Raw genomic sequence first — 14,153 nt, 5'->3', positions numbered from 1 at the left:
ACCCCGATGAACGCGAACGACCAGACCCTCGGCGACCTGTGGAACCAGGTGACCGGCACCCAGGCCGCCCCGCCCGGCTGGCTGGTCCTGGCCACCGGCGCCGCCGCCCTGCTCACCGTCCTGGCCCGCCCGCTCTGGCACGTCGCCCGCAACGCCGTGACCATCGCCCACGAGGGCGGCCACGGCCTGATCGCCCTGGTCACCGGCCGCAAACTGGCCGGCATCCGGCTGCACTCGGACACCTCCGGACTCACCCTCTCCTACGGCCGCCCCACCGGCCCCGGCATGGTCCTCACCGCCGCCGCCGGCTACACCGCCCCCGCCCTGCTCGGCCTCGGCTGCGCCGCCCTGCTCGCCGCCGACCGGATCACCCTGCTGCTCTGGCTGGCGATCGTGCTGCTGCTCGCCCTGCTCCTGCGCATCCGCAACGCCTTCGGCTTCCTCACCGTGCTGGTCGCCGGCGGCGCCTTCTTCCTGGTCTCCTGGTTCGGCAGCGCCGAGGTCCAGGCCGGCTTCGCCTACCTCGGCTGCTGGTTCCTGCTCCTCGGCGCCGTCCGCCCCGTCCTGGAGCTCCAGCACCAGCGGCGGATCGGCTGGGCCCGCGACTCCGACGCCGACCAGCTCGCCCGGCTCACCCACGTCCCCGCCCTCGCCTGGGTCACCGTCTTCCTGCTCGTCGCCCTCGCCTGCCTCGCCCTCGGCGCCGCCTGGCTGCTCCAGCCCCTGCAGTGAGCCCACCGGGCCTCCCGCCGCCCGGCCGCGCGCCGAGAACGTTCCCGTACGGCCCCTAGACTTGCCCCATGACCGAGACCCTGTGGCCCGCCCCCGTCGCGACCAGCCCCGTCGACGCCACCGTCACCATCCCCGGCTCCAAGTCGGTCACCAACCGGGCCCTGGTGCTGGCGGCCCTCGCCGACGGGCCGGGCTGGGTGCGGCGCCCGCTGCGCAGCCGCGACTCCCAGCTGATGGCCGACGGCCTGCGCGCCCTCGGGGTCACCATCGAGGAGAAGGTCAACAACGACTCCGGCGGCACCGGCGGCGGCGAGGCCTGGCGGGTCATCCCCGCCCCCGCGCTGCTCGGCCCGGCCTCGGTCGACGTCGGCAACGCCGGCACCGTGATGCGCTTCCTGCCCCCGCTGGCCGTCCTGGCCGACGGCCCGGTGCACTTCGACGGCGACCCGCGCTGCTACGAGCGCCCCCAGCACGGCGTGATCAACGCCCTGCGCGCGCTCGGCGCCCGGATCGAGGACGGCGGCCGCGGCGCCTTCCCGCTGACGGTGCACGGCACCGGCTCGCTGGACGGCGGCCCGGTCGAGCTGGACGCCTCCTCCTCGTCCCAGTTCGTCTCCGCCCTGCTGCTCTCCGGCGCCCGCTACAACCACGGCATCGAGGTCCGCCACGTCGGCGGCCCGGTCCCGTCGCTGCCGCACATCCGGATGACCGTGGAGATGCTGCGGCTGGCCGGCGCCCAGGTCGACGCCCCCGAGGACGGCGGCGAGAAGGACGTCTGGCGGGTCACCCCGGGCGCCGTGATCGGCCGCGACCTGGTCGTCGAGCCGGACCTCTCCAACGCCGCGCCGTTCTTCGGCGCCGCGCTGGTCACCGGTGGCCGGGTCACCGTGCGGGACTGGCCCAAGCACACCTCCCAGCCCGGTGACCAGCTGCGCGAGATCTACACCCGGATGGGTGGCGCCTGCGAGTTCACCGACGAGGGCCTGCAGTTCACCGGCACCGGCCGGATCCACGGCATCGAGGCCGACCTGCACGACGTCGGCGAGCTCACCCCGGTGATCGCCGCCGTCGCCGCGCTCGCCGACTCCGAGTCCCACCTGTACGGCATCGCGCACCTGCGCCTGCACGAGACGGACCGGCTCGCCGCGCTCGCCAAGGAGATCAACGACCTGGGCGGCGACGTCACGGAGACCGAGGACGGTCTGCGGATCCGCCCGCGCCCGCTGCACGGGGGCGTCTTCCACACCTACGAGGACCACCGCCTCGCCACCGCCGCCGCCGTCCTCGGCCTCGCCGTCCCCGGCGTGGAGGTCGAGAACGTGGCCACCACCGCCAAGACCCTGCCCGACTTCCCGGGGATGTGGGCCGAACTGCTCGGCGAAGCGGCGGAAGCGACGGCGGGCGTCTGAGCGGAGACTGAGCACATGCGCCGCTACGGCAAGGACGCCGACGAGGACGACATCCGCAACCGCCCCGCGCGCCGGGGGTCCCGGCCGCGGACCCGGATCCGGCCCAAGCACGAGGACGCCGCCGAGGCGATGGTGCTGACCGTCGACCGCGGCCGGGTCACCTGCCTGGTCGACCCGGGGACGAAGCAGGAGCGCGAGGTCGTCGCCATGAAGGCCCGCGAGCTGGGCCGCAAGGGCGTCGTCGTCGGCGACATGGTCAATCTGGTCGGGGACCTCTCCGGGGACGCCGACACCCTGGCCCGGATCGTCCGGGTCGAGGAGCGCGGCTCGGTGCTGCGGCGCACGGCGGACGACGACGACCCGTACGAGCGGATCGTGGTCGCCAACGCCCAGCAGCTGGCGATCGTCACCGCCCTGGCCGACCCGGAGCCGCGCCCCCGGCTGATCGACCGCTGCCTGGTGGCGGCCTACGACGCGGGCATGGAGCCGCTGCTGGTGCTCACCAAGTCCGACCTCGCGCCGGCCTCGACGCTGCTGGACTCGTACGCCCCGCTGGGCATCACGTACGTGGTCACCCGCCGCGACGAGCTGGAGACCACCGGCGCCGAGGCCGTCCGCGAGCACCTGCGCGGGCTGTCCACGGTGTTCATCGGCCATTCGGGCGTCGGCAAGACCACCCTGGTCAACGCGCTCGTCCCGGACCGCCAGCGGCAGACCGGGCGCGTCAACGCGGTGACCGGCCGCGGCCGGCACACCACCGTCTCCGCCCTGGCGCTGCGGCTGCCCCCGCCGCCCGGCGCCAAGCCGGGCTCGAAGAAGGCGCTGAACCCCGGCTGGGTGATCGACACGCCCGGCTTCCGCTCCTTCGGCCTCTCGCACATCGACCCGTCCCGGGTCATCCTCGCCTTCCCCGACCTGGAGCCCGGCACCGTCGACTGCCCGCGCGCGTGCAGCCACGACGAGCCGGACTGCGCGCTGGACGCCTGGGTCGCCGAGGGCCACGCCGAGGCCGCCCGGCTCTACTCGCTGCGCCGGCTGCTGGCCAGCAAGGAGGGCGAGCTCGACTGAGCCCGGCCGGGCCGGGCCCGTCCCCGGGTTCGGGGCCGGTGGCCCGTTCGAGGTGTCGGAGCGGGCTCACCTGGCGATCATAGGAAGGTCGGACCGTACCCGGTCCGACCCCCGATCGACAGGGAGGGCACGCGATGGCATGGGCCCTGGTGGTCCTGGCCGGCCTGCTGGAGACCGGCTTCGCGATCAACCTCAAGCTCAGCGAGGGTTTCACCAGGCTCTGGCCCACCATCAGCTTCTGCGTGTTCGCCCTCGGCAGCTTCGGCCTGCTCACCCTCTCGCTGAAGACCCTGCCGGTCGGCCCCGCCTACGCGGTGTGGACGGGCATCGGCGCGGCCGGCACCGCGATCTACGGCATGGTCTTCCTGGACGAGACCAGTTCGGTCCTCAAGCTGGTCTCGATCTCGCTGGTGATCGCCGGCGTCATCGGCCTCCAGCTCAGCGGCACGGCCCACTGAGCGGCTAGGGTTTCGGGCATGGCCGATTACCACGACGACCTCCGACTCGCCCATGTCCTCGCCGACTCGGCCGACTCGGTCACCCTGGAGCGCTTCCGCGCCCTCGACCTGAAGGTCGAGACCAAGCCCGACCTCACCCCGGTGAGCGACGCCGACAAGGCCGCCGAGGAGCTGGTGCGGAGCGTGCTCCAGCGCGCCCGCCCGCGCGACGCCGTCCTCGGCGAGGAGTTCGGCCTCCAGGGCTCGGGCCCGCGCCGCTGGGTGATCGACCCGATCGACGGCACCAAGAACTACATCCGCGGCGTCCCGGTCTGGGCCACCCTGATCGCCCTGCTGGAGGACGGCCCGGACGGCGTCGAGCGCCCGGTGGTCGGCATGGTCTCCGCCCCCGCGCTCCAGCGCCGCTGGTGGGCGGCCAAGGGCCTCGGGGCGTTCGGCGGCCGCAGCCTGGCCAAGGCCTCCCGGCTGCACGTCTCCGGCGTCTCCCGGATCGAGGACGCCTCCTTCTCCTACTCCTCGCTCACCGGCTGGGAGGAGCGCGGGCGCCTCGACCCGTTCCTGGACCTCACCCGCGCCTGCTGGCGCACCCGCGCCTACGGCGACTTCTGGTCCTACATGATGGTCGCCGAGGGCGCCGTCGACATCGCCGCCGAGCCCGAGCTGTCGCTGTGGGACATGGCGGCCAACTGCATCATCGTCGAGGAGGCCGGCGGCCGCTTCACCGGTCTGGACGGCGTCCCCGGCCCCGGCGGCGCCGACGCCGTCGCCTCCAACGGCCTGCTGCACGAGGAGGCCCTGCGCCGGCTGGGCGTCTGAGCCGGATCCTCGGGCCGAGGCGTGCGCGGGCCCCGGTGACCTGTGGGAGCAGGTCACCGGGGCCCGCCGTTCTCGCCCGGGTGCGCGGGGCTACTGCTTGCGCAGCTCCCGGACCGCCGCGTCCAGCCGCTGCCCGAAGTCGGCGTCGGCCTTGCGGAAGTTGTCGACCGCCCGCTCCACGATGTCCTCGCGGTCGGCCGAGACCTTGGCGATGAAGCCCGCCAGGTTGGCGACCAGGCGCTGCTTCTCCTCCTCGGAGAACAGCCGGTAGAGGTCGCCGGCCTGCACGAAGTCGTCGTCCTCGGCGTGCGAGGGCGCGACGTGGTTGCCGGTGGGGCCGTCGACGGCGGTCGCGGCCCACAGCGGACGGCCGGTCTGCACCGGGCCGCCGAAGCTGTTCGGCTCGTAGTTCTTCTGCCGGCCGTGGCGGCCGTCGTACAGGTAGCCGTCCCGGCTGTTGGTGCGGGCCTCGGTGGCGTGCGGACGGTTCACCGGCAGGTGGTCGGCGTTGATGCCGACCCGGTAGCGGTGGGCGTCGGCGTACGCGAACAGGCGGCCCTGGAGCATCTTGTCCGGGGACGGGCCGATGCCGGGCACGAAGTGCGCCGGGGAGAAGACCGACTGCTCGACCTCGGCGAAGACGTTGTCGGGGTTGCGGTTGAGCTCCAGCTTCCCGATCTCGATCGGCGGGTAGTCGGCGTGCGGCCAGACCTTGGTCAGGTCGAAGGGGTTGAAGCGGTAGTTCGCCGCGTCGGCCGCCGGCATGATCTGGACCTGCACCGTCCAGCTGGGGAACTCGCCGCGCTCGATCGACTCGCGCAGGTCGCGCTGGTGGCTGTCCGGGTCCTCGCCGGCGAGGGTGTTGGCCTCGGCCTGGGTGAGGTTGCGGATGCCCTGGTCGGTCTTGAAGTGGTACTTGACCCAGAAGTGCTCGCCGGCCTCGTTCTGCCACTGGTAGGTGTGCGAGCCGTAGCCGTTCATGTGCCGGTACGAGGCCGGGATGCCGCGGTCGCCGAACAGCCAGGTCACCTGGTGGGTGGCCTCGGGCGACAGGCCCCAGAAGTCCCAGACGTTGTCCGCCTCCTGCGAGCCGGTGTACGGGTCGCGCTTCTGGGTGTGGATGAAGTCGGGGAACTTGATGGCGTCCTTGATGAAGAACACCGGGGTGTTGTTGCCGACGAGGTCGTAGTTGCCCTCCTCGGTGTAGAACTTCAGCGCGAAGCCGCGCGGGTCGCGCACCGCGTCGGCCGCGCCGAGGTTGCCCGCCACCGTGGAGAAGCGCAGGAACGTCTCGGTCTGCTTGCCGACCTCGGAGAGGAACGCCGCCCGGGTCCAGGGCGTCAGGTCCGCGGTCACGGTGAAGGTGCCGTACGCGCCGGCGCCGCGGGCGTGCACCACGCGCTCCGGGATCCGCTCGCGGTTGAAGTGCGCGAGCTTCTCGAACAGCAGCTGGTCCTGGATGAGCGCCGGGCCCCCGGGGCCCGCCGTCTCGGTGTTCTGGTTGTCGGCGACGGGGGCACCCGCCTCCGTGGTCAGGGTCGGGCGCAGCTCGTCCTGGGTCGTCATGGGAGTGCCTCCGCGGTATCCGGTCGTGATGACACGATCCTAACTTGGACTTTGTCCAAGTCAATACTGGAACCAATCTCGGAGGGTGACCTACTCTGGAGGGCATGAGCGACCTGCTGGAGAGACTGCGCGCGAGAGGCTGGCGGCTGACCTCGCAGCGCCGGGTCGTGGCCGAGGTCCTGGACGGCGAACACGTCCACCTCACCGCGGACGAGGTGCACGCCCGCGCGACGACCCGACTGCCGGAGATCAGCCGCGCCACCGTCTACAACACGCTCGGCGAACTCGTCGCCCTCGGCGAGGTCCTGGAGGTCGCCGCCGACGGCCGCGCCAAGCGCTACGACCCCAACGCCCACCGCGCCCACCAGCACCTGATCTGCTCGGGCTGCGGCGCGATCCGCGACGTCCAGCCGCAGGGCGACCCGCTCGCCGCCCTCCCCGCCGCCGAGCGCTTCGGCTTCACCGTCACCGCCGCCGAGGTCACCTACCGCGGCCTGTGCCCGAACTGCCGCCCCTAGCCCGCCGGTTGCCCCCTGCCTCCCGGCTACCCCCAGCCGCCCCGGCCGAACCGCCGCCCCCAGCCGCCCGGTTGCCCCGCTACGCGCTCAACTCCGCGTTCAGCGCGCCCAGCAGCCGCCCGGCCCGCTCCGCCACCTCGGCCGGCCCGGAGTCGATCGCCCGCCGGCACCAGTTCTCCGCCTGCATCGGCTCCCCGCGGCGCAGCGCCAGCAGCGCCAGGCGCAGCGCCGCCCGGCCGTGCCCGGCGTCGGCGGCCCGGGTGTACCAGAGCATCGCCTCGGCCTCGCTGTCCTGCCGGGCCAGCAGCAGCCCCAGGTTGAACGCGGCACTGCGGCTGCCCGCCTCGGCGGCCCGCCGGTACCAGCTCTCGGCGATCTCCAGCGCCCCGCGCTCGGCCGCCCGCACACCCATCCGCACCTGCGCCCGGCGGTGCCCGGCGTCGGCCGCCAGCGCGTACCAGTGCTCGGCCTCGGCGTCCGCGTCCCCGCGCCGGTCCAGCAGCGAGGCCAGCCGGAACGCGCCCTCGGCCGAGCCGCCGGCCGCCGCCTGCCGGTAGCGCTCCAGCGCCCCGCCCAGGTTGCCGCGCTGCTCCTGGACGACCGCGAGCTGCAGGGCCGCCTCGCCGTGCCCCTCGGCCGCGGCCCGCGCGTACCACTCCTGGGCCTGCTGCTGCTCGCCGCGCCCGGCGTGCAGCACGCCGAGGTTGAACGCCCCGTCCACGCTGCCGGCCTCGGCCGCCTTGGAGAACCAGGGCTGGGCGCCGGACTCGTCGCCGCGCTGCAGCAGCACCACGGCCAGCGCGTTGCAGGCCTCCCGGTGCCCCGCGTACGCGGCCCGGCGGTACCACTGCTCGGCCTGCTGCTCGCGACCGGTGCCGGCGCAGAGCAGGCCGAGGTTGAAGGCGCCGTTCTGATCGCCCGCGTCCAGCGCGGCCCGGTACCAGCGCTCGGCCGCGGCGGCCTCGCCGCGGCTCGCGTGCAGCGCCCCCAGCGCGTTGGCGGCGTTGCCGTCCCCGGCCTCGGCGGCCTCCTGCCACCACTCGGCGGCGGCCGCCAGGTCCCCGGAGTCGCGCAGCAGGAAGCCCAGCGCGCAGGCCGCGCGCGGCTCCCCGTTCTGCGCGGCCTGCCGGTACCAGCGGGCCGCCTCGTCCAGCAGCGACCGGTCGGTGCGGGCCCGCTCCTCCAGCAGCACGCCCAGGCGCAGCGCGGCGCGGGCGTGGCTGCGGGCGGCGGCGGTGCGGTACCAGGTCTCGGCGGTCTCCTTGTCCCCGGCGGCCTCGCGCATCCGGGCCAGCCGGTAGGAGGCCTCCCGGTGCCCGGCGTCGGCGGAGACCTTGAACCAGCGCTCGGCGCGCACGTCCCGCCGGTGCTCCATCAGGTCACCCAGGGCGTAGGCGCCCAGCGGGTGGCCGTGGTCGGCGGCGTAGTGCAGCCAGTACTCTGCGGCCTCCTCCTCGCCCTGGTCGCGCAGTTGCAGCCCGAGCGCGTGCGCGGCCGGCGCGCTGCCGGCCACGGCGGCCTGGCGCCACCACTGCCCGGCCTCGGCGCGGTGGCCCTGCTGGTGCAGCAGCACGCCGAGGTTGTTGGCGGCGGCGCGCACCCCGGCGGCCGCGGCGGCGCGCAGGTAGGGCTCGGCGTCCTCCAGTTCGCCGCGGCGCAGCAGCAGGGTGCCGAGCCGGCAGGCGGCGTCCGGGTCGCCGCCGTCGGCGGCCTGCCGGTGGCGGGCCTCCAGCGCGGCGGACTCGCGGGCGGCGAGGGCGGTCTCGAAGCTGGTCGAGTCGAGGCCGGCCGGGTCGATCGCGGCGCCGGCGCCCGGCTCCCCGCCGGGCTGCTCCCCGTACGCGCCGACGGCGGCGGCGAACTGACGGGTCGACACGTGGACGAGGCTGTCGGGCCCGTAGCCCTGGGTCGGGGGGCGCTCGGACAGTCCGCTGGTGCGCTGGGCGGGCAGGGCTCCGGGGTGGTTGGCCGTACGCTCGGCGCTCTCCGCCCAGGCGTCGGTGTCCGCCTCGGCGGCCGCCGAGGACCTGGCGCCTGACTTGCCGATCAGCCTCATGCCGACTCCCGCTCCCCCAGAGTGTCGCGGCATCGTGCCCCGGCGTGCGTCCGGGGGGACTCCCAGGGGAGGCGCCGGACCCGACGGCCGGTCAGCGGCCGCGCACCGTCCCCCATGTGTCCCATCGTCGCATCACCCAGTACCCGCGTACACCTGCCCCGGCCGAATTCCGGCGGGGCCGACCCGAAGCCGACGAAATTGCTTCGGCGCTTTGTCGATTTCCCGACACGTCAACCCCACAAACCCCGTTGCCGTCCTCCTTGGCGACGGTCGATAGTACCGGAGCGGTTCCCGCCGCTTCCGGACGAGAACGGCCCGGGAGCGGCGCGGGAAACACCAGAGGCCCGGAGGAAGAATCCTCCGGGCCTCTGGCCTTTGTAGCGGGGACAGGATTTGAACCTGCGACCTCTGGGTTATGAGCCCAGCGAGCTACCGAGCTGCTCCACCCCGCGTCGGTGGTTAAACCATAGCACGGGCGCGGGGTGGAACGGAAAACGGTTACCGCAGCTCAGCGGCCGCCTCCGCGGACTACGGCTGCGGGCTGGGCGATCCGCCGCCGGTGGCGCCCGGGGCGGGAGTGCCGGCCGGGGCCGGCGCCGGGCTGCCGCCACGGGCCGCCTCCGCGGCCTTCAGGGCGTCGCCGAGCGCCTTCTGGGCGTTGCCGTAGGCCACCCAGTCGCCGTTCTTGAAGGCGGTCTGGCTGTCGCCGTACGCCTTCTCCGCGTCCGAGAGCGCCTTCTGGAGCTCCGGCGAGATCGTCCCGCCCGGCGCCGGCGTCGCGGGCGCCGTCGGGGTGGTGGTCGGAGCGGTCCCGGTGCCCGGCGTGGACGGCACGATCGGGGTGGTCGACGGGGGCGCCCCGCCGAACACCTTCTTCAGCGCGGCCTCCAGGGTGTCCTCGAACGCCACGTTGTCGTCCCCGTACACCGCCAGGACCTTCTGCATCGTCGGGTACTTGGCACCGCGACCGCGCACGTACACCGGCTCGATGTTGAGCAGCCCGCCGCCGACCGGCAGGGTCAGCAGGTTGCCGTACTCCAGCTCGGCGTCCCCGCCGCTCTTCAGGGCGAAGATCTGGTTGGCCACCTCCTGGCGGGAGTTGAACTTCGACTGCACCAGGCCGGGGCCGGGGGCGCCGCTCTCGCCCGTCATCTTCAGGATGCGGATCTTCCCGTAGTCGTCCCCCGGGTCCGCGTTGACGGCCATGAAGGCCGCCAGGTTGGGCCGCTGGTTGGGCACGAAGGTGCTGGTGAGCGAGAAGTTCGCGGTGTTCGTGTCCGGCATCCGCACCGTCACGTAGTACGGCGGCTGGACCTGCTTGGTGTCGCTGCTCGGGTCCACCGGGACCTGCCAGATGTCACTGCCGTTGAAGAAGGAGTTGGCGTCGGTGACGTGGTACTGGCCGAGCAGGTCGCGCTGCACCTTGAACATGTCCTGCGGGTAGCGCAGGTGCGGCAGCAGCGTCTGCGGGATGTCCGCCTTCGGCTCGACGGTGCCCGGGAAGGCCTTCATCCAGGTCTTCAGGACCGGGTCCTTGTCGTCCCACTGGTAGAGCTTCACCTCGCCGGTGTAGGCGTCCACCGTGGCCTTGACCGAGTTGCGGATGTAGTTGACCTGGTTGGCGGCGGTCAGCAGCTCACCGCGCTGGTTGGTCAGCGAGTCCTTGGTGGCGGCGCCCAGCGTCGTCTTCGAGGAGAACGGGAAGCCGTCCGAGGTGGTGTAGCCGTCCAGCACCCAGACCACGCGGCCGTCCTGCACCACCGGGTACGGGTCGGCGTCGATCGACAGCCACGGCGCGACCTTCTCCACCCGCTCCTTCGGCGTGCGGTTGTAGATGACCTTGGCGCCGTCGGTGATGGCCCCCGCGTAGAGGATCTGCGGCTCCGTGAAGCGCACCGCGTACGCGGCCCGGGTCAGCGGGTTGTCCAGCGAGACGCCGCTGCCGCCGGAGTAGGTGTACTCGGCGTTCTGGCCGGTCTTGGGATCGGTGTAGTCGATCTCCTTGTTGGCGCCGCCGACGATCGAGTACGTGGTGGTCTTCTCGCCGTAGTAGATCCGCTGCTGGTAGTCGCCCAGCGTGCCGGTGGCCGGCAGGCCCGACTCGGTGAACACCGGCTGGCCCTTGTCGTCGACCTGGTTGCCCTTGGCGACCACCGCGCCGTAGCCGTGGGTGTACTTGAAGTGGTCGTTGATCCAGTTGCGCTGCACGCCGTTGAGGTCGAGCTCGCGCAGGCCGATCACGCTGTCCTGCTTGTCCTGCCCGGTGCCGTAGCGGTCCACGTCCAGCGTGTTCGGGAAGGCGTAGTAGTTGCGCTGCTGCTCCAGCGACTGGAACGCCGGCGAGACGACGTTCGGGTCCAGCAGCCGGATGTCCGCGATGGTCTGCGCGTCCGGCTTGAGCGCGTCGGCGTTGGTCGTGCCCTGCGGGGTGTACTGGGTGGTCTGCGCGTCCGCGATCCCGTACGCCTGGCGGGTGGCGTCGATGTTCTTCTGGATGTACGGCGTCTCCTTGGCCTGCTCGTTCGGCTTGACCTGGAACTGCTGCACGATCGCCGGGTACAGCCCGCCGATCAGCACCGCCGACAGCACCATCAGCCCCAGGCCGATCAGGGCCGGGGCCCAGGTGCGGCGGATCGGGGTCAGGAAGAACAGCACCGCGCAGATGATCGCGACGAAGAACAGGATGGTCTTGGCCGGCAGGAACGCGTTGGCGTCCACGTAGCGCAGACCCGTCCAGCCCGAGACGCCCTTGTACGAGCCGGTCTTCACCGCCAGCGCGTACCGGTCCAGCCAGTACGCGACGGCCTTCAGCAGCACGAACACGCCCAGCAGCACCGCCAGGTGCCCCTGCGCGCCCGCGCTCGCCCGGCGCCCCGGGCCCTGCAGCCGCAGCCCGCCGTACAGGTAGTGCACCAGCGCCGAGGTCAGCAGCGAGACGATCACCGCGCTGAACGCGAAGCCCAGCACGAACTCGTAGAACGGCAGGTCGAAGGCGTAGAACGAGACGTCCATGCCGAACTGCGAGTCCTTCTCACCGAAGGAGGTCGAGTTCGTCCACATCAGCCAGGTCCGCCACTGGCCCGAGGCCGCGGCGCCGGCCACCAGGCCGATCACCAGCGAGACCCCGATCAGCGCCCAGCGCTTGAACGGCGCCAGGCCCGACCGGTAGCGGTCCAGGCTCTGCTGCTCCACCGACATCGCCGACAGCGGCGGCCGCAGCCGGTGCGCCAGCCAGATGTTGAAGCCGACGATCACCGCCATCAGCAGGCCGAACACCCCGAACAGGCCGATCTTCGTCCACAGCTGGGTGGTGAACACCGAGGAGAAGTGGACCGACCTGAACCACAGCCAGTCCGTCCAGAAGCCCGCGAACATGACGAACAGCAGGAAGAGCACCGCGAGCACGCCCAGGGTCAGCAGGGCCACCCGCGCCCGCCGGGAGGGCGGGCCTACCCTGCGCCGGAAACCCGGCCCTGAGCGTTCGGGCATCTGGAAGACCACGGTGGCACCTCGGCTGTGTCGTCTGAATGGGGTCGGTCGTCAGAGCAACTTAACCAGGCTTTGGCCGAGTTCCCACCGTTAGCAGACGGTTACGACGACCGCCCGCCGCCGGCCGTCCCCGCCACGGCTCCCCCAGCCCTCCCGACGGCCCGCGACGGCCCCCGCGACGCCCCCCGACCGCCCCTGGCGGCCTTCCGGCGAGCGCGCCCCGCCCGGCGTGTGAGGATTGAGGCATGTCCGACGCGTCTGATCTGAACAACTCCCCCGACGACGTCTCCAAGCTCCCGGCCGCCACCCCGCTGACCCGGGCCGCGCTGGAGATCGACGAGTACGCCTCCACCCTCGGCTGGGACCTCCCGGCCCGGCTGTTCGCCCTGGTGGACAGCGCCGCCCTGCGCAAGGCCAACCCGAAGATCGCCAAGCAGCTCGGCCTCGCCGACGGCGACGAGCCCGGCCTGACCCCGATCGAGCAGGACGAGCTGCCGGCCGGCATGGAGCTCGACAAGTTCCTCGGCACCATCGCCTGGCCCGACTCCGTGGCCGGCTGCGCCCTGGTCGTCGAGCGCCTCATGCTGCCCCCGGGCGCCGAGCAGTCCCGCCCGCGCGGCGCCTCCGACGCCCAGCTCGCCGAGTGGGTGGCCAACCACCCCAAGCGCGAGGAGGTGCGGATCACCGCCGCGGTGCTCCGCGGCGGCAAGAAGGAGATCGCGCTGCGGCTGCGCTCCAAGGACGTCGCCCGCGAGGTGCTGACCGGCCCCGACCTGGTGCCCGGCCTGACCGACGCGCTGCTGGCGACCTTCGCCTGACGCCTTCCCGCCGACGTTCCCGGGCGGCCGCCCCGGCGGCTGCCCGGTGACCACCCGGCCGCTGCTCGGCGACTACCCGGCCGCTACTTGGCGGCGCAGGACGGCAGCGCGGAGGTCTGCCCCGAGCGGACCTGCTCCAGCGACTTCAGCGCGCTGTCCAGCGTGTCCGTCTTGATCAGGGTCAGCCCGGACGGGACGTTCTTGGTCGCCTCGGCGCAGTTCGAGGACGGGGTGAAGAAGTACTCGGCCCCGGCGTCCCGGGCGGCGATCAGCTTCATCGAGATGCCGCCGATCGGCCCGACCTTGCCGTCGTCGTCGATGGTCCCGGTGCCGGCCACGAACTTGCCGCCGGTGAGGTCGCCGCCCGGGGTGAGCTTGTCGATGATGCCGAGCGAGAACATCAGCCCGGCGCTCGGGCCGCCGACGTCCTGCAGCCCGATGTCGATCTGGAACGGGTAGGTGTGCCGGATCCCGGTGCCGATGCCCACCACCGCGAGCTCCGCCCGCTCGGCGGGGGCCTTCGGGTCGAGGTCCTTGGCGCGGACGGTCGGGACGGTGACGTCGGTCTTCCCGCCCGCCGTGGCGACGCCGTTCGCGTCCTTGACGCGCGGCACGACGGTGAAGACCGCCGACTCGCCCGGCTTGTGCTTGGTGACCGCCGCGACCACCTGCTCGACCGAGCCGGCCGGGACGCCGTCCACGGCCACGATCTGGTCGCCCGCGTGCAGCCGGCCCTCGGCCGGGGCGCCCGCGGTGACCGACTTCACGATCAGCTCGCTGCCGACCGGCACGCCCAGCTGCTTGAGCGCCGCGGTGCGGGCGCTGTCCTCGGAGGAGGCGAACTCCTCGGCGTTCTGCTTCTTGGCGTCCGCGTCCGACTGCCCCTTGGGGTAGACGTTGTCGTGCGGCACCACCAGCACGTCGTCCCGCAGCCAGCCGACCACCGCGTTGACCAGGCTGGGCTCGTACTTGGCCCCGGTGACCTGGACGGTGGTCATGTTGAGGTGCCCGGTCGTCGGGTACGACTCGTGCCCGCTGATGCTGATCACCGGCTTGCCGCCCTGGTTGCCGAGCGTGTTGTACGTCGGCCCCGGGCTCATCTCCGTGTACGGCACCTTCATCAGCACCGAGACGCAGAGCAGCGCTATGAGCAGCAGGGTGGCAGCGAGCATCGTCGCGGAGCGGCGTGGCATGCCTCGACAGTACGGGACGTGCCTGAAGCG

At 72.9% G+C, this 14,153-nt stretch carries 11 protein-coding genes and 1 tRNA gene; 7 read left to right on the top strand and 5 right to left on the bottom strand.

From position 1 onward, the window contains the following. Nucleotides 1-6: 6 nt before the first annotated feature. From ACFVXH_RS09655 to hisN, 5 genes are all read left to right on the top strand, one after another. Nucleotides 7-732 (top strand): M50 family metallopeptidase, encoded by a 726-nt coding sequence (locus ACFVXH_RS09655; protein WP_074001398.1) that lies wholly within the window; start codon nucleotides 7-9, stop codon nucleotides 730-732. Nucleotides 733-800: 68 nt separating this feature from the next. Beyond that, a complete protein-coding gene (gene aroA, locus ACFVXH_RS09650; RefSeq protein WP_049655060.1) occupies nucleotides 801-2,141 on the top strand; it encodes a 3-phosphoshikimate 1-carboxyvinyltransferase in 1,341 nt (446 codons plus the stop codon). A 15-nt stretch (nucleotides 2,142-2,156) separates the two neighbouring features. Then, the gene (rsgA, locus tag ACFVXH_RS09645; protein ID WP_049655059.1) at nucleotides 2,157-3,209 is read left to right on the top strand and encodes a ribosome small subunit-dependent GTPase A; all 1,053 of its coding nucleotides are present in this window, start codon (nucleotides 2,157-2,159) and stop codon (nucleotides 3,207-3,209) included. Nucleotides 3,210-3,343: 134 nt separating this feature from the next. Then, nucleotides 3,344-3,667 (top strand): multidrug efflux SMR transporter, encoded by a 324-nt coding sequence (locus ACFVXH_RS09640; protein WP_074001397.1) that lies wholly within the window; start codon nucleotides 3,344-3,346, stop codon nucleotides 3,665-3,667. Between the two features lie 18 nt (nucleotides 3,668-3,685). Beyond that, on the top strand, nucleotides 3,686-4,483 hold the full coding sequence (hisN, locus tag ACFVXH_RS09635; protein ID WP_049655055.1) for a histidinol-phosphatase: 798 nt from the start codon (nucleotides 3,686-3,688) through the stop codon (nucleotides 4,481-4,483). Between the two features lie 90 nt (nucleotides 4,484-4,573). Here the strand turns inward: hisN and ACFVXH_RS09630 are convergent, their stop codons facing one another. Beyond that, on the bottom strand, nucleotides 4,574-6,049 hold the full coding sequence (locus ACFVXH_RS09630; protein ID WP_380779350.1) for a catalase: 1,476 nt from the start codon (nucleotides 6,047-6,049) through the stop codon (nucleotides 4,574-4,576). Between the two features lie 104 nt (nucleotides 6,050-6,153). Here ACFVXH_RS09630 and ACFVXH_RS09625 point away from each other — a divergent pair, with 104 nt between their 5' ends. Further along, nucleotides 6,154-6,567 (top strand): Fur family transcriptional regulator, encoded by a 414-nt coding sequence (locus ACFVXH_RS09625; RefSeq protein ID WP_049655052.1) that lies wholly within the window; start codon nucleotides 6,154-6,156, stop codon nucleotides 6,565-6,567. 79 nt (nucleotides 6,568-6,646) lie between these two features. Here ACFVXH_RS09625 and ACFVXH_RS09620 read toward each other — a convergent pair whose 3' ends face one another. The 3 genes from ACFVXH_RS09620 to ACFVXH_RS09610 form a co-directional block, all read right to left on the bottom strand. Beyond that, nucleotides 6,647-8,623 carry a tetratricopeptide repeat protein gene (locus ACFVXH_RS09620; protein ID WP_220450059.1) on the bottom strand — a complete coding sequence of 659 codons (1,977 nt, stop codon included), beginning with the start codon at nucleotides 8,621-8,623 and terminating at the stop codon, nucleotides 6,647-6,649. A 378-nt stretch (nucleotides 8,624-9,001) separates the two neighbouring features. Continuing rightward, nucleotides 9,002-9,075, bottom strand: a tRNA-Met gene (locus ACFVXH_RS09615). A gap of 76 nt (nucleotides 9,076-9,151) precedes the next feature. Continuing rightward, complete coding sequence (locus ACFVXH_RS09610; protein ID WP_074001563.1) at nucleotides 9,152-12,112, bottom strand: UPF0182 family protein; 2,961 nt, start codon at nucleotides 12,110-12,112, stop codon at nucleotides 9,152-9,154. Nucleotides 12,113-12,357: 245 nt separating this feature from the next. Between ACFVXH_RS09610 and ACFVXH_RS09605 the strand changes: the two genes are divergently transcribed. Continuing rightward, on the top strand, nucleotides 12,358-12,930 hold the full coding sequence (locus ACFVXH_RS09605; protein ID WP_049655907.1) for a PPA1309 family protein: 573 nt from the start codon (nucleotides 12,358-12,360) through the stop codon (nucleotides 12,928-12,930). A gap of 83 nt (nucleotides 12,931-13,013) precedes the next feature. On the opposite strand, the gene ACFVXH_RS09600 is transcribed toward ACFVXH_RS09605, so the two are convergent. Then, nucleotides 13,014-14,123: a PDZ domain-containing protein gene (locus ACFVXH_RS09600; RefSeq protein WP_049655905.1), complete on the bottom strand. Its 1,110-nt coding sequence runs from the start codon at nucleotides 14,121-14,123 to the stop codon at nucleotides 13,014-13,016. Nucleotides 14,124-14,153 lie beyond the last annotated feature (30 nt).

It is taken from the genome of Kitasatospora sp. NPDC058184, from assembly GCF_042883725.1.
Taxonomy (GTDB): Bacteria; Actinomycetota; Actinomycetes; order Streptomycetales; family Streptomycetaceae; genus Kitasatospora.
This window is presented reverse-complemented; position numbering and strand designations above follow the sequence as displayed.